General features: G+C 34.0%; 20 protein-coding genes and 1 riboswitch. Of the genes, 8 read left to right on the top strand and 12 right to left on the bottom strand.

What is annotated here, in order from left to right; translation table 11 throughout:
* Positions 1-55: 55 nt before the first annotated feature.
* Genes EG849_RS05730 through EG849_RS05750 form a run of 5 tightly spaced genes read right to left on the bottom strand, consistent with a single transcriptional unit; the run spans position 56 to position 2,570 of the window.
* Complete coding sequence (locus EG849_RS05730; RefSeq protein ID WP_125012122.1) at positions 56-592, bottom strand: DUF4252 domain-containing protein; 537 nt, start codon at positions 590-592, stop codon at positions 56-58.
* Positions 593-598: 6 nt separating this feature from the next.
* On the bottom strand, positions 599-1,120 hold the full coding sequence (locus EG849_RS05735) for a DUF4252 domain-containing protein (protein WP_125012123.1): 522 nt from the start codon (positions 1,118-1,120) through the stop codon (positions 599-601).
* A 25-nt stretch (positions 1,121-1,145) separates the two neighbouring features.
* Positions 1,146-1,628, bottom strand: a complete 483-nt coding sequence (locus tag EG849_RS05740) for a DUF4252 domain-containing protein (protein WP_125012124.1) — start codon at positions 1,626-1,628, stop codon at positions 1,146-1,148.
* A 5-nt stretch (positions 1,629-1,633) separates the two neighbouring features.
* On the bottom strand, positions 1,634-2,074 hold the full coding sequence (locus EG849_RS05745; protein ID WP_125012125.1) for a hypothetical protein: 441 nt from the start codon (positions 2,072-2,074) through the stop codon (positions 1,634-1,636).
* The gene (locus EG849_RS05750; protein ID WP_125012126.1) at positions 2,061-2,570 is read right to left on the bottom strand and encodes an RNA polymerase sigma factor; all 510 of its coding nucleotides are present in this window, start codon (positions 2,568-2,570) and stop codon (positions 2,061-2,063) included. The genes EG849_RS05745 and EG849_RS05750 overlap by 14 nt, the downstream gene beginning before the upstream one ends.
* 132 nt (positions 2,571-2,702) lie before the next feature.
* Between EG849_RS05750 and EG849_RS05755 the strand changes: the two genes are divergently transcribed.
* Entirely contained in the window at positions 2,703-4,169 is a 1,467-nt protein-coding gene (locus EG849_RS05755) for a S41 family peptidase (protein WP_125012127.1), read from the top strand.
* A 56-nt stretch (positions 4,170-4,225) separates the two neighbouring features.
* Here EG849_RS05755 and EG849_RS05760 read toward each other — a convergent pair whose 3' ends face one another.
* Positions 4,226-5,296, bottom strand: coding sequence for a YncE family protein (locus EG849_RS05760; protein WP_125012128.1), 1,071 nt, complete (start codon positions 5,294-5,296; stop codon positions 4,226-4,228).
* A 4-nt stretch (positions 5,297-5,300) separates the two neighbouring features.
* Entirely contained in the window at positions 5,301-7,124 is a 1,824-nt protein-coding gene (locus tag EG849_RS05765; RefSeq protein WP_125012129.1) for a TonB-dependent receptor, read from the bottom strand.
* Positions 7,125-7,155: 31 nt separating this feature from the next.
* Positions 7,156-7,410, bottom strand: a riboswitch (cobalamin riboswitch).
* A 138-nt stretch (positions 7,411-7,548) separates the two neighbouring features.
* On the opposite strand from EG849_RS05765, the gene EG849_RS05770 reads away from it, so the two are divergent.
* The 4 genes from EG849_RS05770 to EG849_RS05785 all read left to right on the top strand — a co-directional run bounded on the left by EG849_RS05770 (position 7,549) and on the right by EG849_RS05785 (position 11,153).
* Entirely contained in the window at positions 7,549-8,691 is a 1,143-nt protein-coding gene (locus EG849_RS05770) for an ABC transporter substrate-binding protein (protein WP_125012130.1), read from the top strand.
* An 88-nt stretch (positions 8,692-8,779) separates the two neighbouring features.
* Positions 8,780-9,808 carry an iron ABC transporter permease gene (locus EG849_RS05775; protein WP_125012131.1) on the top strand — a complete coding sequence of 343 codons (1,029 nt, stop codon included), beginning with the start codon at positions 8,780-8,782 and terminating at the stop codon, positions 9,806-9,808.
* A complete protein-coding gene (locus tag EG849_RS05780; RefSeq protein WP_125012132.1) occupies positions 9,808-10,596 on the top strand; it encodes an ABC transporter ATP-binding protein in 789 nt (262 codons plus the stop codon). Before EG849_RS05775 ends, EG849_RS05780 begins: the two co-directional genes overlap by 1 nt.
* 47 nt (positions 10,597-10,643) lie before the next feature.
* Positions 10,644-11,153: a hypothetical protein gene (locus tag EG849_RS05785; RefSeq protein ID WP_125012133.1), complete on the top strand. Its 510-nt coding sequence runs from the start codon at positions 10,644-10,646 to the stop codon at positions 11,151-11,153.
* Here EG849_RS05785 and EG849_RS05790 read toward each other — a convergent pair.
* Positions 11,150-11,599, bottom strand: a complete 450-nt coding sequence (locus tag EG849_RS05790; protein WP_125012134.1) for a tRNA (cytidine(34)-2'-O)-methyltransferase — start codon at positions 11,597-11,599, stop codon at positions 11,150-11,152. The genes EG849_RS05785 and EG849_RS05790 overlap by 4 nt on opposite strands.
* Before the next feature lie 12 nt (positions 11,600-11,611).
* Complete coding sequence (locus EG849_RS05795; protein ID WP_125012135.1) at positions 11,612-12,181, bottom strand: pseudouridine synthase; 570 nt, start codon at positions 12,179-12,181, stop codon at positions 11,612-11,614.
* A 124-nt stretch (positions 12,182-12,305) separates the two neighbouring features.
* Here EG849_RS05795 and EG849_RS05800 point away from each other — a divergent pair, with 124 nt between their 5' ends.
* Positions 12,306-12,665, top strand: coding sequence for a hypothetical protein (locus tag EG849_RS05800; RefSeq protein WP_125012252.1), 360 nt, complete (start codon positions 12,306-12,308; stop codon positions 12,663-12,665).
* Between the two features lie 55 nt (positions 12,666-12,720).
* Here EG849_RS05800 and EG849_RS05805 read toward each other — a convergent pair whose 3' ends face one another.
* The 3 genes from EG849_RS05805 to EG849_RS05815 all read right to left on the bottom strand — a co-directional run bounded on the left by EG849_RS05805 (position 12,721) and on the right by EG849_RS05815 (position 14,224).
* Positions 12,721-13,260, bottom strand: a complete 540-nt coding sequence (locus EG849_RS05805; protein ID WP_125012136.1) for a YceI family protein — start codon at positions 13,258-13,260, stop codon at positions 12,721-12,723.
* Positions 13,261-13,345: 85 nt separating this feature from the next.
* A complete protein-coding gene (locus tag EG849_RS05810; RefSeq protein ID WP_125012137.1) occupies positions 13,346-13,783 on the bottom strand; it encodes a DUF6526 family protein in 438 nt (145 codons plus the stop codon).
* A gap of 54 nt (positions 13,784-13,837) precedes the next feature.
* Positions 13,838-14,224, bottom strand: a complete 387-nt coding sequence (locus EG849_RS05815) for a hypothetical protein (protein ID WP_125012138.1) — start codon at positions 14,222-14,224, stop codon at positions 13,838-13,840.
* Positions 14,225-14,472: 248 nt separating this feature from the next.
* On the opposite strand from EG849_RS05815, the gene rmuC reads away from it, so the two are divergent.
* A complete protein-coding gene (gene rmuC / locus EG849_RS05820; protein WP_125012139.1) occupies positions 14,473-15,813 on the top strand; it encodes a DNA recombination protein RmuC in 1,341 nt (446 codons plus the stop codon).
* Positions 15,797-16,363 carry an acyl-CoA thioesterase gene (locus EG849_RS05825; protein ID WP_233581753.1) on the top strand — a complete coding sequence of 189 codons (567 nt, stop codon included), beginning with the start codon at positions 15,797-15,799 and terminating at the stop codon, positions 16,361-16,363. The genes rmuC and EG849_RS05825 overlap by 17 nt, the downstream gene beginning before the upstream one ends.
* Positions 16,364-16,457: the final 94 nt, after the last annotated feature.

The following is a 16,457-nucleotide window of genomic DNA, read 5'->3' on the forward strand; positions in this document are numbered from 1 at the left end:
CAAAAAAGCGTCTCGATATTTCAAGACGCTTTTTTTTAACTACACCAACCTAAATTTATTGCGGAACCATTGCCTGCAACGGTTTCAACTGCTCTAAATCAATATTTGACTTTTTCAAGATGGAAAGCATTGTCATTATTGACGCGGGATCCATATTATCACCCAAAACCCGCACGACCGCAAAGCCAGCTTCTTTTTTATTTGCATACAATACAAACTCGTCAATGGCATTGTCTTCTCCAACGAAATAAACCGCTCCACCTTCTTTTCCTGAACTGACTTTCATCAATTCTTGGTATTTTTTATCTTTCAAGATAGTTTGCAGTTTGGCTTTTTCTGATTCAAATTTTGCTTGATTTGTACCATCCGCTTTAAAAGCCAAAATGTTCATTTTTTCAATCGTTTTTAAGGCTTTATCTTCTTCGGCAGAAAGCTTGGTTTGTTCCAATTTCAAAATATTTGTGCTCAAATCGACAGCAATGAAATCATTTGATTCGGTACTTTCTACAAAGTATTTTTGAAGCGTAGGTTCTGAATTACAGCCCAGCAACATTAAACTGAAGAAGGCTGTAAATAATGATATCTTTTTCATAAGTGCTTATTTTTTTCCTTTTGTTCCTTTTTTTAATGCGTCACCACCCGGAATATTCATTTTGTCTGTCAACATTGAAATTTCATTCAAATCAAAATTTCCAGTCAATGACATCAAAACCGTTTCGTCTTTGCCTCCGCCTTCAATGAACATCAAAAGTTCTTTGACTTTGGTAGAACTTGCTCCAGATTTCACATAAATCTTGATGTTTTTTCCGCCATCGTTGACACGCATCAATTCTTCAAGCGCCGCCGTTTTTAAATATTTTGCAGACGTAACTTTCATATCAGCCGTGATCTTTGGACTTGAAGTCACGAAAACTTTCAGGCTTTCCAGTTTCTTGACCAAATTCATATATTGCTGTGCCTCTTTGTCGTTTGACTTGACATTTCCCATCATTTCAAACATCTTTTTTCCAATGACAACTGCCGTCACGCCTTCTTCTCCATCATACTTGTCAAAAGCAGTTTGTCCAAAAAACAAAGACGGCATTAAAGTCAAAACGAGTATTGCTAAAATCTTTTTCATTTTCTTTTTCTTTTTTTTCGTGCGTTTATTTATTCATAATTTTATTCAAATCAATATCTCCTACCAAGGAAACCAAAACCGTTTCGTCGCCTATTTTATCGCCACCTTCCACAAAGATTAAAAATTCTTTTACGTCAGAAGATTTTTTTCCGTTTTTGACATAAATCTGGATGTTTTTTCCTTCATCATTTACTTTCATCAATTGTTCTAAATTAGCCGATTTTCTATACGATTCAAACGTGCTTTTCAATTCTGCCGTAGCTTTGATACTGGAAGTCGTCAATACTTTTAAATTATCGATTTTGTCAGCCATTTCAAGATATTTTGAAATATCCTTATCTTTCTTTTCTTTTCCTTCTGATTTAATATCGCCTAACATTTCAAAGGTTCTCTTGTTCACTGAAATGGAGGTAATATCTTCTCTTCCTTCAAATTTATCAAAAGCATTTTGCCCGAAAAATAAGGTTGGAACTAACACTAAAACTATGGTAACTATAAATTTTGTCATTTTTTCTAATTTTTAAAAATTAATTCTTTTGATTCTTGGTACTCATTAACATATTCCATACTTTGAACGCCGACATTCACATTTTTTGATAACAGATTCAAGGCTCTTTGCGTTTCTTCAAACGCTTTTTGAGGATCATCATACGTTCCTAAATCTTGATTTTGATTCATATTATAATTGTAAAATGTAAACATCCCCAGCAAAACAACAACAGAAGCCGCAATTGATAACCACGCCACATTTCGCTTCGTAGTTTTTAGTGGAACCTTTTGCCCAAACTTTTGTTCTTTTGCTTCAGAGAAATAGCCAAATATTGCTTTGTATTGTTCCAGATGCTGCGCAACATCTCCAGATGAAAAATAAACTTTTAGTTCTTTTTCTTCAGCAATCGAGGTTTCTCCTTCAAAGTATTTTTCTAGTAAATTTTCTATTCTATCCAATTCCATAATTGTGTGTTTTTGTCATAAATTCTCTAATTGTCTTCCTTGCTCTTGAAAGCGCAACTCGCACTGCGGTTTCATTCATCTCCATCATTTTGGCAATTTCTTCAAATTCATACTGTTCGACATCCCTGAACTGAACGATCAATCGTTGCTGTTCTGGCAACTCATTTATTATTTTTTCCACCCAACTTAAACTGTCAGAATCTTCAAGCTGTTGTTGCATCAAAGGCGTTCGGTCTGTAAAATTATTGTGGACGATTTGCAAATTGCTGGCTCTTTTTGATTTCAATTGGTCCAAACAATAATTTTTGGTCATCGTCATCGCAAAAGCTTCCACATTATTATATTTATCCAACCCTTGTTTTTTATCCCATAGTTTAACCAAAACCTCCTGCGTTGCATCTTCTGCTTCTTCCGTACTTACCAGCAAACGCTTGGCAAGGCGAAACAATTTATCCTTAAACGGATTGGTAAGATTTACAAATTCAAGTTGGTTCATTCTGAATTTTATAGGTCGGTTATAATAGAAAGACGAAGCGCATTCATTTTTGTTACAAGAAAAATTAAATTTTAAAACTAAAACATCTAAATTTACGTTAATATTTAATGCTACCCAAAAAGCATTTGGCTTATGAAAAAGACTTTTTCGTTTATAATAGTACTGTTTATTGGTATTTCTACATTTTTTTCTTGTCAAGATGATCTTGACGATATCGAAGTTCCCGCAAGTTTACAAGTAAAAGATTTTATTTGGAAAGGTTTGAATCTGTATTATTATTGGCAAGAAGATGTTCCGAATCTAGCGGATAATCGCTTTTCGGGTCAATCAGAATTAAATTCTTTTTTACAAGGCTATTCATCTCCCGAAAATTTGTTCCAAGATTTGCGTTTTGAGCCAGGACAAACAGATCGTTTTAGTGTTCTTTATAGTGATTATACAGCACTTGAAGGAGTTTTAAGCGGTGTTACTACCAATAACGGTGTGGATTTTCAATTGATAAGAAAATCGGCGAGTTCCAATGACGTAATTGGCTGGGTTCGGTACATAATTCCTAACTCCGATGCTGCTACAAAAGATATCCAACGAGGAGATATTTTTTATGCCGTAAATGGAACACCTATGACCTTAGAAAATTACAAAGCACTTTTAGGAAGCCAAACGTATACTTTAAATTTAGCCGATTATGACAATGGGAATTTTACGCCAAACGGTGAAACGGTTTCCTTAACCAAAACGCAATTAACAGAAAATCCCATTTTGTTGAGCCAAGTATATGATTTTGCTCCAAAAAAGATCGGCTATTTGATGTACAACGGATTCTATAATGAATATGACAATCAACTTAATGCTGTTTTCGGTCAATTTAAAACACAAGGAATTACTGATTTGGTTTTAGATTTAAGATATAATGGCGGAGGTTCGGTTCAAACGGCAACGTATTTGGCCAGTATGATTACTGGTCAATTTAACGGTCAAGTTTTCGCAAAACAACAATGGAATGCTAAAGTGGAATCTTTTTATTCCGAAAATAATCCAGAACAATTGATCAACCGATTTTCTAATACGATTATCGGAAGCGGTGCCATCAACAACTTAAATTTAACCAAAGTTTATATTTTAACCACCGGAAGCACAGCTTCTGCCAGCGAATTAATCATCAACGGATTAAAACCGCATATTCAAGTAATTCAAATTGGAGAAAATACGGTTGGAAAAAACGTAGGTTCAATTACCTTATATGATTCTCCTACTTTCAAACGAAATGGAAGAAGTTCAAAACATAAATATGCCATGCAACCCATTTGTTTTAAAGTAGTTAATTCAGATGGTTTCGGAGAATATCAAGATGGAATTTTACCAACAACTGTTTTAGAAGAAGATCTTGGTAATTTAGGTCAACTAGGTGATTTAAACGAACCATATTTAAACGCTGCAATTGGACAAATTATCGGAAACGGAAGAATGAATCCCTTAAAACCATCGAAAACATATCAAAAAATAAAAGACAGAAAAGATCTGCAACCTTTTGGCAATGAAATGTATCTGGATGAAATTCCGTTTGAATCTTTGAACATTAAATTTTATGACCAGCAATAAAAAAAAGGCTTCCGAATTGGAAGCCTTTTTTCTGATTGAAAATTGAAACTCAAAACTTAATCGTTGAAGTAAATTCCAGCCGGAATTACGCCAACCGTAAATTGATTTTGCATAGAACCTGTCATGGAATACACGTACACTTTTCCGTTCGAGTTATAATCGCCTGCATCCCCAACATAAATTTTGTTGTTTTCAACCGCAAAGCTATACACGCCATAAACGCCTTGAGCTGTCGTGCTAAACAAAGGTTGCGTTGGTAATTCTGCATTAATTGTTTTCATAAAAATATCAGAATCTACCGTATAATAGATTTTGTTATCTTCAATAACAAGGTTTGCCGGGTGATTTCCTGTCGGGAAATTATAAGTTGTAGCATGGTTTCCGTTTAAGTTGATTTGGTATAAAGCACCAGTGGTTTCATCATTGGTCCAGGCTTCTTTTCCGCCACATAAAACATAGAGAAAACCATCTTCTACATCAAGCGAATTTGGAACATCAGCAACTTGAATTGTAGAGGTAACAGTATTTGAAGAAGTCGAAATTACAGAAACAGAATTTCCATAACCATAACCGCCATGATGCGCCACATATAAAATATTGTTTGCTTCAATGATTCTTTCTGGTCCTTCCACAACCGGAATCGTTGCTGTTACCGCATAAGAGGCCAAATCTAAAACCGCCACAAAATCATCAGTCGCTACAGTTGCATTTCCCCAGTTGGTCACATATCCTTTTCCGTTTGCAAAAGCAATATAACGCGGATTGCTCAATCCAGCATTTATCGTTGCAACGTGCTCAAAAGTGTAGCGATTCACCACTTGAATGCTGTTTGAAACATTTAAGACAATAAAAGCAAGATCTTCATTAAAACCAATATCCTGGCCAGTATCGCCCATTGTTATGGTTGGATTTACGATATTAAAAATACCATTTTGATGCGTAGCAAAATCATTAGAAATATAACTTACATTAGAATTGCTTGATCCAAAATTTCCTTGATTCAAGACTAAAAATCCGTTATCATAAGCACCTAAAGGCAATTCTGGTGCATTATCGTCGTCAGAGTTACACGACACAAAAAAAACAGCTCCTGTTAAAGCAACTAAAAACAATTTGCAGAACTTCATTCTATTAAAATTTAAAGGTTAGATTCATATTAAAATTTCGCCCAGGCAAAGGACGATTTAAGGTACTTTGGTAGTTTTCATTATAAATATTCAAAGCTTCAAAGCCAATATCCACGCTCTTAAAAAAAGTATAATTTATTCCAATATTTGAAACTGAATATCCGTCAAGCGTATAAGCATTATCCGAAGAAGTAAAAACTTCACCGTTAAATAAGTACTGATAATAAGCCGTAAAATCACCGAATGAATAAGATGCTGATGAAGTCAATTTATGATAAGGAACATAAATCAGTCGCTTGTCTAATTTTTCATCATTTGAAATCGTGTACGCATAAGAAGCATTAAAATCAAAGTTGTTTTTTCCAAAATTTTTGTTCCAATTTAAATAGCCTTCCACGCCATACGTTTTAACTTTTGCCACATTATTTGGAGTCCATAGACTGCCACTTTCGGGTGACCAGCGCAACATATTATCAATTTTTATATAATATCCTGTGGCTGAAAAAGTAAAATTTTCAAACGTAAAATCATTTCCAATTTCTGCTTGATACGACGTTTCCGGGTTCAATTCAGGATTTCCACTTCCGCGCCAATACAAATCATTAAACGTCGGAATCCTGAAATTTCGCGAAGCATTGAATTTCAAATTGTAAAAAGAAGTAACTTTTAAATTGGTTCCAAGAGAAAATAAAACTGGACTTTTATAATTGTTAGTAAGCTCTTTTCGAACCGACAATTCATATAAAAAAGCGTCAGAAACCAAAAGTTTAAAAAGCAACGTTCCTGAACCAATTTCTCGAACTTCTTCTTGAATATCAGAACCAAACCCTTTGGTCCTATTGTACTCAAATATGGAATTTACAGAGATCTCTTCGTTTAAATTAAAAGCCAAATCATATTTTGCAATGGCTGATTCTGTTTTTCCATGCGTAAAAAACGTTCCTTCTGCATCTTCAAAATACTTATAATTTTCGCTAATAAATGCAACTTTAAATTTTGAAGTAAATTTGCTGTAAAGTCCCGTCCATTCTAGCATATTCCTGGTATTCACATCTTGATATTTGGTTTTTGAAACAAAACCCAGTGAACCTGAAAAATGCCTTTCGCTATCAAAAACCTGACTGTAAATCTTTAAAATATTGGAATCGTTCAGTTTATATCCGGCAACCACATTGATACTGGTATTGTAAAATTGTCCGTTTTCATTCTTTTTATCTGTATCCAAATAATCATAATCGTTATCTGAAGAATTTCTGGAAATACTCGCTTGAACCGCAAATTTTCCATCAGAAACATCAATTTTATAATGACCTCCAAAAGTGTTGAAACTGCCATAACTTAAGCGGACTTGATTATCAAAATGATTTCTGAAACTGAGATTATTGTTCAGGTGAATGCTTCCACCAATGGCACTGCTCCCATAAATAGAACTTCCTCCGCCCGCTCTGACCGTGATGTTGTCAAAATTTCGAGTGGTTAAAGTGTTAAAATCAGTCTGTCCGTTTAATTGAGAATTGATGTTGATTCCGTTCCAAATCACCGCTGTCTGCTGTGCAGTAGTTCCTCTGAAAGACGGAGAAGAAACCATCCCAAGTCCGTTTTCTTTGAAATAAATCACCGTGTTGTAATTCAAAAGTGAGGTCAGTGAGGATTGATTTTTATTGATGATCGAGTCGTTCAATTTTTGAACCGATTGCGAATTCGAGTAATTTTTCAATTGCACGTCAGAAATTTCCACAACTTCAAGAGTGCGGATACTATCATTCTGCGCCAAAGCAAATTGGCAAACGAATAAAACTGAAACTAAAGAAAGCTTTTTAAAAGTCATAATTCCCGAAACCTTTTTCCCGAAGGTTTGATAATTGTTCAGAAAAAAGGCAGGTCTCCTGGCTTGCGTCTTGCTGTTTACCTTCCCATTTGATTTATGAATTTTGATTTATGACTTAAGAATTTCCTAAATCTAAATCTGAAATCATAAATTTCAAACAGTGGTTTTGTAGATAACAGCGAGCTTTGTAGCTTACAGTTGCGGGAACAGCTTTGGTATTTATCCAAATTCCCTTTTAATGTGATTTCAAAATCTGTAAATCACAACCTTAATTCGGGTGCAAATATAACAGATTAGATTGAATTTTTATCAAAAACGTATTATTTCCGTCAAAATCATTAAAAAAATTATTGATATTTAATTCTGACAATTGTACTTTGTTAACCATAACTTTTATCTTTGTAGCCGTCACCAAATCATTTTTATGAAATTTGTTCTATCAAAATATGCTGTTTTTCTCTTTTTAATTTTTACTGTAAACTGTACTAAAAAAGTGGAAAACAAAGCGGTTTCAGATGTAAAATCAAGCAATTCAATTCAATATGCAAGAGGTCTGGAAATCTATGATTACGATACTTATTCCGTCGTAAAAGTTTCAAATCCTTGGCCAGAAGCGAAAGAAAGTTTCACTTATATTTTGCACAAAAAAGGAATTTCTGTTCCCGATAGTTTAAAAAAATATACACACATCCAGGTTCCGATACATTCTATTGTGGTGACTTCTACCACGCACATTCCTTCGTTGGAAATGCTTGGCGTTGAAAATACGCTTTTAGGTTTTCCAAATACCAATTATGTTTCTTCTGATAAAACACGAGCATTGATTGATGCTAAAAAAATCAAAGAAATTGGCACAAACCAAAGCTTAAATACCGAAGTTTTGATTGATTTGGCACCAGATATAATTGTAGGTTTTAGCATTGACAACAATAATAAAACGTATTCGAACTTAGAAAAAAACGGACAAAAAATAATTTACAACGGAGATTGGACCGAACAGTCGCCACTCGGAAAAGCCGAATGGATCAAGTTTTTTGGCGCTTTGTATGGCTTGAAAGACAAAGCCGATGCGCAATTTAAAACCATTGAAAAAGAATACAACGAAGCTTTGGCTTTGGCTCAAAAAACGACAACAAAACCAACTGTTTTCAGCGGTGCAATCTATCAAGAAAAATGGTATTTGCCTGGCGGAAAAAGCTGGGCTTCATTATTTATAAAAGATGCAAATGCGCACTATCTTTGGGAAGAAACACCGGAAACCGGAAGCCTTTCTTTATCATTTGAAACCGTTTTAGAAAAAGCTGAAGATGCCGATTTCTGGATTGGTCCGGCGCAATTCACAACGTTGAAAGAAATCACAGACGACAATCCAAATTATCATTTTTTCAAAGCTTACAAAAACAAAAACGTCTATTCTTTTAGCACTAAAAAAGGAAAAACAGGTGGTGTTTTATATTATGAATTGGCTCCCAACCGACCCGACTTGATACTGAAAGATCTGATAAAAATTATGCATCCTGAAGTGTTTCCAGATTATGAATTAGTCTTTTTTGAAAAATTAAAATAATAAACCACCGCAGATTCGCAGATTAATCTTTTTTGAAAATTTTAAAAGATTTACTGAAAAATCTTCGAATCTGCGGTAAAAGAACGAAGTGAACACAAAAAAAAACAATATTATTTTCATCGGATTGTTAGTTTTACTGGCAGTTTGCTTTGTGCTGAACATCAGTTTGGGTTCGGTAAAAGTACCTTTGGAAGATATTTTCAATTCCCTTTCTGGAGGCCAGGCGAGTAAAAATTCGTGGCAAGTCATCATCTGGAATTACCGTCTTCCGAAAGCGATTACCGCAATTCTTGTGGGAATGGGATTGTCCATCAGTGGCTTATTGATGCAAACTTTATTTCGAAATCCTTTGGCTGGACCAGACGTTTTGGGTTTGAGTTCTGGAGCGAGTTTAGGCGTTGCATTTGTCATTTTAGGTTCCGCATTCATGCCTTCGTTTTTAAGCCAATTTTTCCTTTCTTCGTATGGAATGGTGCTTTCTTCCATCATTGGAAGTTCGCTGGTTTTATTGGCGGTTTTAGTCGTTTCCCAAAAACTTCGGGACACGATGGCTATCTTAATTGTGGGTTTAATGTTCGGCAGTTTTGCCAGTGCGATTATCGGTGTTTTAAGCTATTTTAGTTCCGCAGAAGAATTGCAAAAATTCACATTTTGGGCATTGGGAAGTCTTGGAAATCAATCTTGGACAAACATATTTATATTAGCAACCACCACATTCATCGGATTAGTATTGAGCGCCATTTGCATAAAACCACTAAACGCCTTGCTTTTAGGCGAAAGATACGCGACAAGTTTAGGAATCAATTATAGAAAAACAAGACTGTTGCTGATTATTGCGACAAGCATTTTAGCCGGAAGCATCACCGCTTTTGCAGGCCCAATTGCATTTATTGGTTTGGCGGTTCCACACATTGCAAAAATGATTTTTCAAACCAGCAGTCATTACATTTTATTTTGGGGCACTTTGCTTTTGGGAGCCATCACTTTATTGATTTCCGACACGGTTTCACAAATGCCAGGAAGCGATTTCACCTTGCCAATCAACGCAATTACATCAATAATTGGCGCTCCGATTGTAGTCTATTTGTTAGTCAGAAAACGTAAATTTATGATTTGATGGAAAATAAAATTATCCTTTCGGCTAAAAATTTAAGTACGGGTTATTCTTCTAAAAGAGGAAAGAATATCATCGGTTCTGAAATCAATTTAGAATTCAAATCAGGAAATTTAGTCGCTTTAATTGGAGCCAATGGAATCGGAAAATCAACGTTGCTCAGAACGTTAACCGGAATTCAAAAACCGATTTCTGGCGAAGTAATTTTAAATCAAAAAAACATAAATTCTTACAGTCCAAAAGAATTGGCACAAGAATTAAGTATGGTTTTGACAGAGAATTTACCACCAAGCAATCTTACCGTTTTTGAACTGGTCGCACTCGGAAGACAGCCATACACCAACTGGATTGGAAAATTGACTTCAGAAGATATTTCGATTATAAACGACGCTTTGTCAATGACCCAAAGCAGTGACTTGGCAACAAAAAAACATTTTGAAATCAGTGACGGACAACTTCAAAAAGCATTGATTACAAGAGCTTTGGCGCAAGACACACCTTTGATCGTACTTGATGAACCAACAACCCATTTAGATTTGCTTCACAAAGTTTCCCTTTTAAAATTGCTTAAAAAATTAGCTTCCGAAACTAATAAATGTGTGCTTTTTTCTACCCACGATTTAGATTTGGCTTTACAATTAAGTGATCAAATAATCGTAATGAATTCTGAAAAAACGGTCATGGATTTTCCTGAAAACCTTATCAAAAATGGTACTCTAGACTCTTTATTTAAGGACGAAGCTATTTATTTTGATAAAGAAAAAGCTAAATTTATTCTTAAAAACGATTAGAATAAAAATTGCTTCCGTTATCTTTATGAGAACAAACACGTGAAGCGATGAAACGATTTTTACACTATTTCCTAATTTTTTCTGCATTTTCAACGTATGCTCAAATTAAGGTTGAAGTAACTCCAAACGGAATCAATCCGAATCAAATTCAAGAAACAATTCCGTCGATGACAGACGAACGTTTCATTGAACTTTCGCAGATGTGGATTGCTGAATTTTCGCGTGGAGAGTCAAATATTACTGAAGTTACGGCCAATTCCTTGACAATAGATGCGATGCGTGACAATGCTTTTTTATATCGAAATAAAGGCGAAACATTTTTGCACAATATAAAATACCAGCTGAAAATTTCAAAAAACGGAGATACTTACACTTCGTCCATCAAGATTCTTGAAATTTATGCCCGAAAAGTGTTGCTTGAATCCACGATTGCCGATTATTTTTTGCCAAACGGAATTTTAAAAGAAGGCTTTGAAGAAGTAAAACCTTCTCTTGAAAGATCATTAAATATTATTTTGAATTCGTATGACCGTTATTTAAAAACAACAAAATCTTAAATTTCCAGCTGTCTTTTTGCTTCGCCAATGGCAAAAGCAACAGAGTTTGCCAAGTTATAACTTCGTACCAAAGGTGAGATGGGAATGGTCAAATGATTATTAAATAAGGCCGAGAATTCTTCGCTCAAACCCACCGATTCTTTTCCGAAAACCAACCAATCGCCATCTTGAAAATTTTCTTTCAAATAGGATTTTTCAGCATGAGAACTGAACAGAAAAACGCGTGATTTATCAGGAATCTGTTGCATCCATTCGCCTACATTTTGGTATTGTTTCCAATCTAAATGCACCCAATAATCCAATCCAGAACGTTTTAAATTTTTATCTGTAATTTCAAATCCAAACGGATGAATCAAGTGCAAGCGGTTTCCAGTCCCCACACAAAGACGTCCGATGTTTCCGGTATTATTTGGTATTTCTGGTTCAACAAGAACGATATTAAGCATACTTTTTATTTTCTAAATTTCTAAATTTTCGACTTCCATCACTTCGCCTGATTTTAAATCATTCAGCCTAATATTTCCGACACGAATTCGAACCAACCTTAATGTTGGAAAACCCACTGCCGAAGTCATTTTTCTTACCTGGCGAAACTTTCCTTCGTTTAAAGTAATCGAAAGCCAGCTTGTTGGGCCGTGTCTTTCATCCCTGATTTTCTTGGAACGTTCGGCAAAATTGGGATTTTCTATCTTAAAAGCATCGCATTTTCTGGTGATGTATTTTTTTCCGTCAAAACCAATTTCCACTCCCTTTTTTAGTTTTTCAATGGCTTCGTCAGTGACAATCCCGTCAACTTGGACATAATATTCCTTGCTTACTTTTTTGCTTCTGACCATTTCGCTCATCATTCCGTCGGTTGTCAAAAGCAACAAACCTTCAGAATCCTCGTCCAAACGCCCGATTGCCATGGTACCTTCTGGAAAATTATGCAATTCTCCCAAAAGTTTTTTCTTTCGTTTTAACTCATAAATAAACTGGCTTAAATAGCCGTAAGGTTTATGAATCAAAAAATGCTGGTGCGTCGACATAAAATGTTTTTCGCAAATTTACTATTATACTTTTAAAATTGCACAGAAATTAAAGCAATGTTAAACCCATTGTTTATGCCATTTAATCGATGTAACTTAACAATACCAACTAAAATTTAAGATGATGTCAACAGAAAAAGCAAATGATTTAGGCGATAAAAAATGGAATGGTGAAGAGGCCAAATCCAGCAAAAATGTAAATGAAGGTTTTAGCGGACAAAATTTGCCCGACGATTATGATCCATCAAAAGGAAAATTAAAATCTGAAACAGAGAAAGACGAATCAGGTCAGAAAGAAACCGTGAAACGAGCCCGAAATGTAGATGATTATGATAACGAAGCCACGACTTCGGGCGAAGAAATTAAGTCGCAGAAGAATCCGGAGAATCGAGATAAAAATTCAGATTCAAATCCAAATCGTTATCCTGCAGGTCATCCTGACAACCAAAAGAATAGAGGTAATATGGATCTCGACAATGAATAATAAAAAAAGGCTTTAATTTAAAAATTAAAGCCTTTTTTTTATAAACTAAATTTTATTATTCTTCTTCTTTATCAAACTCGATATTCACGTGGATTTTTATTTCATCTCCTATAATTAAATTTCCGGTTTCGGTTGTATCGTTCGTTAAAATTCCGAAATCATTTCTATCAATTTTTCCAGAAATTTCAAATCCGGCTTTCATTTTTCCGAATCCGTCTTTGGCTTGACCTCCAAATTCTGCATCCAAAACCACTTCACGTGAAACCCCTTTTATGGTCAAATTTCCAGTTAACTTATAGTGATCGCCTTCTACTTTTTCTAATTTTTTAGATATAAAATTGATTTCAGGAAATTGATCCACATCTAAAAAATATTTTGACTTAATGTGTTCATCCCTCTCGATATTATTGGTATCAAAACTATACACATCAATGGAAAGATTGATTTCTGCAGTTTCAAAATTGTCTGTCTGCGTAGTCATCTTTCCATTAAAAATCTTGAAAGCACCCGAAATGTGGGAAATGAATAAGTGCCTTATTTTAAATTCAATGCTGGAATGATCTGGGTCAATTGACCATTGAGTAGTAAATTTCATAGCTTCTTTTTTTGATTTAGTTCTATTAAAGTTACGCTTTAACAATTTTAAAATAGAAATGAAGCCGTGAATTGTTTGTTAAATTTTATACTCTGTGGTAATCGCCTTTCCAATTTTTAATGCTTTTTTTAATCGCTGTTCCTGATAAATTTTCTGAAATGCTTCTTTTAACCAAACCCGGAAGTTCTTCATCTGGCGCAAAGCGAAGTGCAAATAATTTGGAATCATCCAACTGATCTTCCAGTAGTTCTAATCTTTCGCCTGTCAAAGTAAAATAACGATACCGAAGCTCCAATCGCACGATCCTATTTTGCAAAATCAACGAATAATGCTGGCGTAGCATAAATGCAACCCAAATTATGATGGCAATTACTATAGAAATAAAAATCCAAATGACTCTTTGTTCTTCATTTTTGAAAGCAAAATAAATGCTTGCAACCAGCAAAATCAAGGTTAGGGGATAAAACACAAAATGATGTGCCGGGTAAAAGCGAATGTGGTTTTTGTAATTTTGATTTTCCATAAGTAGTTTTATATAATCTTAAAAATACAAATTTTCAATCACTTTAAAAAAATTTCAATATGAAAATTGGCTTTCTACTTCTTTTAACTCAGCTTCGTCTAAAATCATTTGATTGATATTCATTTTAAAACTCTTTTTTTGAAAAAATCCATAAACAACAATTTCGATGATCTCTGGACAATCCATTTTTGAAAATACAAATTGCCTTTTTTCCGTTCTTTTCTTGTTAATTTTATACCACAGAGCATTTCTAAATCTAAAATTTAGCACTAAAAAGTCATTCCCCATAGATTGCTTGTTGGAGAAATTGGAGTAAATCATTTTAATCTTTTTATCAGATCTGAACAAAATTTTGAAGAATCTAATAAAAACCTGAGAAACAAATTCATAGTCAATTTTAGAATCTGTGACGTCTAATGGAGATAATTGTCGGAGCTTCATTGGTAGTTTTTAGCATTACAATAATAACTAATCCAAATTTATTAAAATAATAAAGCCGATGAAACGCACAAAAAAACTTTTAAATACTAGTATCTAATAATCAACAAAATAGCTATTGAATTATTTATAAAAAAAATACTACAAATTCAGATCTATATAAAATAAGAACTTTAAAACGGCAATTATATTTCACTTTTTAGCCGAATAATTTTGTGGTACTTTTACTTTTTGAACTTTAAAACAATTTGATGAACGAAATAATCTTAACTTCCCTCGCCTTTATAATTGCATTATCAATTGGAATTTTTATTGGAAAATTACTCTTTTCTTCAAGTTCAAAATTAGAAGACGCTAGTTTACGTGACAAAATAAAGGGACTAACTTCTCAACTAGAAAATGATAAATTTCAATTTGAAAAGCAGATTCAAAGTTTAATTGCGGAAAGAGAAAATATAAGAATTGAAAAAGATTCTTTTGCGATACAACTTTCAAAAAAAGAAGCCGATTTTGAAAATCTTTGGGAACGAAACAAAGAGCAAAAACAAGAAGTAGAAAAGCTTCAAGAAAAATTCACCAAGGAATTTGAAAATCTTGCCAATAAAATACTTGAAGAAAAATCGTCAAAATTTACGGAGCAAAACAAAGAGAATATGAAAAATATTCTTTCGCCGCTGCAAGAAAAAATTTATCTTTTTGAAAAAAAAGTGGACGATACACACAAAGAAAGCATTGATTATCATGCCGCTCTTCGTCAGCAAATTCTGGGACTTCAAGTAATGCATGAACAAATGAGCAAGGAAACTATTAACCTTACCAAAGCTTTAAAAGGCGACAGCAAAATGCAAGGCAATTGGGGCGAATTAATTTTAGAAAGAGTTCTTGAAAAATCAGGCTTGGAAAAAGGACGGGAATATGATGTGCAAAAAGGTTTTGAAAACGAAGAAGGATCGCGCGTTTTTCCTGATGTTGTGATCCATCTTCCTGATGGAAAAAAGATGATTGTGGATTCAAAAGTATCGTTAACTGCTTATGAGAAGTTCACTAACGAAGAGGACGAGCAATTGAGAAATTTATATTTAAAAGAACATATAAATTCCATAAAAAGGCATGTAGCGCAACTTGGAGATAAAAATTATCATGAATTATATCAAATTGAAAGTCCTGATTTTGTATTGCTTTTTATTCCGATTGAACCCGCTTTTGCAATTGCATTGAACGAAGATTCTTCTTTGTACAACAAAGCATTTGAGAAAAATATTGTAATTGTAACCCCATCCACTTTATTGGCGACTTTGAGAACCATTGACAGTATGTGGAGCAATCAAAAGCAACAGGAAAATGCGTACGAAATTGCTCGCCAAGCGGGGGCACTATATGACAAATTTGAAGGTTTTGTAAATGATTTGGTCAAAATCGGCAAAAAAATGGAAGAAGCAAAATCAGAATATGGAAACGCAATGAACAAGCTGGTTGACGGAAAAGGAAATTTGGTAAACAGTATTGAAAAATTAAAAAAAATGGGAGCGAAAGCAAAAAAAGGATTGCCCGAAAACATCTTAAAACGTGCAGAAAATGATGAATCAGAATAACAATTTAGAGAAGAAATATAAAACCGTTAAAAGTTCAAAAGTCACGATTTCAGAACTAATGCTTCCGTCAAACACTAATTTCAGTGGCAAAATTCACGGTGGCTACATTTTGTCATTGATGGACCAGATTGCTTTTGCCTGCGCTTCAAAATTTTCAGGGTCGTATTGCGTGACGGCTTCTGTCGATACTGTTGATTTTTTGAATCCGATTGAAATTGGAGAATTGGTAACAATGAAAGCCTCCGTAAATTACGTTGGAAACAGCTCGATGGTTATTGGAATCAGAGTGACATCTGAAAATATTCAAAACGGAAAAGTAAAACCTTGCAATTCGTCCTATTTTACAATGGTTGCCAAAGATAGCGAAGGAAAAAATGCTTTAGTTCCAAGATTAATTTTGTCAAATCAGGAAGAAATCAGAAGATTTTGTGAAGCATTGCACCGAAAAGAAACTAAGAAAGAAAATAAAAATATTAAAAAGACATTTGATTATACTTCGTCCGAATCTATTAAAAAAATTGAATTGATGGACATCAAAATTGATCTTTAAACTAGTATACTACAATTACTTACCTAATTTTATTACTTTTAGTAGCATAAATAAAATTTCTTAAAAAAATCATAATATATTTGCTATATTTATT

Source organism: Flavobacterium macacae (assembly GCF_003865365.1).
In the GTDB taxonomy this organism is placed as follows: domain Bacteria; phylum Bacteroidota; class Bacteroidia; order Flavobacteriales; family Flavobacteriaceae; genus Flavobacterium; species Flavobacterium macacae.